We start from the raw sequence: 2,010 nt of genomic DNA, 5'->3' as shown, positions 1-2,010 counted from the left end.
CAGGAAGATCTCCATCTCCGCTATGACGACAGCCGCCGACGGTAGGCTGCTCACCGAAGCCCACGGGCTGATGGTCCGACTACTCACCCACCAGCCGTGAGAGGCACGATGCCGCAAAGCGCAACAGAATTCACCGTGCCCGCCGTCGTAGCGGCGGTTGCGGGCGCGATTCCCGACCGCGACCTGCTGATTCAGGGCGACCGGCGGTACAGCTATGCACAGGTGGTCGAGCGGTCGAACCGGCTGGCCGCCTATCTGCACTCGCGGGGACTGGGCTGCCACACCGAGCGTTCCGCACTGGCCGGGCACGAGGCCGGCCAGGACCTACTCGGCATCTACGCCTACAACGGCAACGAGTACGTCGAGGCGCTGCTCGCCGCGTTCGCCGCCCGCCTCGCGCCGTTCAACGTCAATTTCCGGTACGTCAGGAACGAGCTGCAGTACCTGCTCGCGGATGCCGGGGCGAGCGCGCTGGTCTACCGTGCGGCGTTCGCACCACGGGTAGCCGAGATCTTGCCCGGCCTGCCGCACCTGCGCGTGCTGATCCAGATCGCCGACGACTCCGGTAACGACCTACTGGACGGAGCCGTGGACTACGAGGCCGCCCTGGCCTCGGTTTCGCCGGAGCTGCCGCCGGTGCGGCACTCGCCCGACGACCTGTACGTCCTGTACACCGGCGGCACCACCGGAATGCCCAAGGGCGTGCTGTGGCGCCAGCACGACATCTTCATGACGTCCTTCGGTGGGCGCAACCTCGTGACGGGCGAACCCGCGCAGTCCGTCGAGGAGATCGTCGCGCGGACCACCGCGGGGCCGGGCACCACGGTGATGGTCCTGCCACCGCTCATGCACGGTGCCGCCCAGTGGAGCGTGATGACGGCGATCAGCACCGGTCAGTCCGTCGTATTTCCCTCGGTGGTAGACCATTTGGATGCCGAGGACGTCGTCCGCACCATCGAACGGGAGAAAGTGACGGTCGTGACGGTGGTGGGCGACGCGATGGCACGCCCGCTGGCAGCCGCCATCGAAAAGAGGATCGCCGACGTGTCGTCGCTGGCGGTCGTCGCCAACGGCGGCGCCCTGCTGACCCCGTTCGTCAAGCAACGGCTGATCGACGTGCTGCCGAACGCGGTTGTCGTCGACGGAGTCGGATCCTCGGAGACCGGGGCGCAGATGCACCACATGTCGGTGCCGGGAGCGGTGTCGACGGGCATCTTCAACGCCGGACCGAACACCTTTGTGGCAGCCGAAGATCTGTCCGCCATTCTGCCGCCCGGCCACGACGGGATCGGGTGGCTGGTCCAACGCGGCTACATTCCACTCGGCTACAAAGGTGATGCGGCCAAGACCGCGAAGACATTCCCGGTGATCGACGGGGCTCGTTACGCGGTTCCCGGCGACCGCGCCCGCCATCGCGCCGATGGCAGCATCGAACTGCTGGGCCGCGATTCGGTGACGATCAACTCCGGCGGCGAGAAGATCTTCGCCGAGGAAGTCGAAACCGCGATCGCGTCGCATCCCGCAGTGGCCGACGTGGTGGTCGCGAGCCGGCCCAGCGAACGCTGGGGCCAGGAGGTGGTTGCCGTCGTGGCGCTGGCCGAAGGCGCGCACGCCGACGCCGGGGAACTGGTGGCGCACGCCGCGACGTCGTTGGCCCGCTACAAACTGCCCAAGGCTGTCGTCTTCCGGGCGGCCATCGAGCGCAGTCCCTCGGGCAAGGCGGACTACCGATGGGCCCGCGACCAGGCGGTGAATGGCTGACCACGGCATCGGCCGATGCGCAGGTCCCCACGGAATCGAGCTAGGTCGCCGTCTGCGAGATCACCGTGATTCCCGAGTGGCGTGCGGAGAACGCTCCCGAAGAGGCTGGCAACGAACCGACTCCGGTCGTGAAGGCGCACGCGCCAATGTAGTCGAAGCCGCTCCGGGCCAACGGTTCTCCTTCGTCGTGCGACCCCGGGCGGAGACTGGACGCAGTGGACCCAACGCCGCGCTGCGGTGGGGCGTTGC

At 68.0% G+C, this 2,010-nt stretch carries 1 protein-coding gene and 1 pseudogene; both read left to right on the top strand.

Features of this window, described 5'->3' with window-relative positions; genetic code table 11:
* Positions 1-100: pseudogene (locus AC2VOK_RS16315) on the top strand (PaaI family thioesterase); the annotation flags it as partial.
* Positions 101-108: 8 nt separating this feature from the next.
* Positions 109-1,761, top strand: a complete 1,653-nt coding sequence (locus AC2VOK_RS16310; protein ID WP_428901414.1) for an acyl-CoA synthetase — start codon at positions 109-111, stop codon at positions 1,759-1,761.
* Positions 1,762-2,010 lie beyond the last annotated feature (249 nt).

It is taken from the genome of Mycobacterium sp. TH-M116, from assembly GCF_057473685.1.
This window is presented reverse-complemented; position numbering and strand designations above follow the sequence as displayed.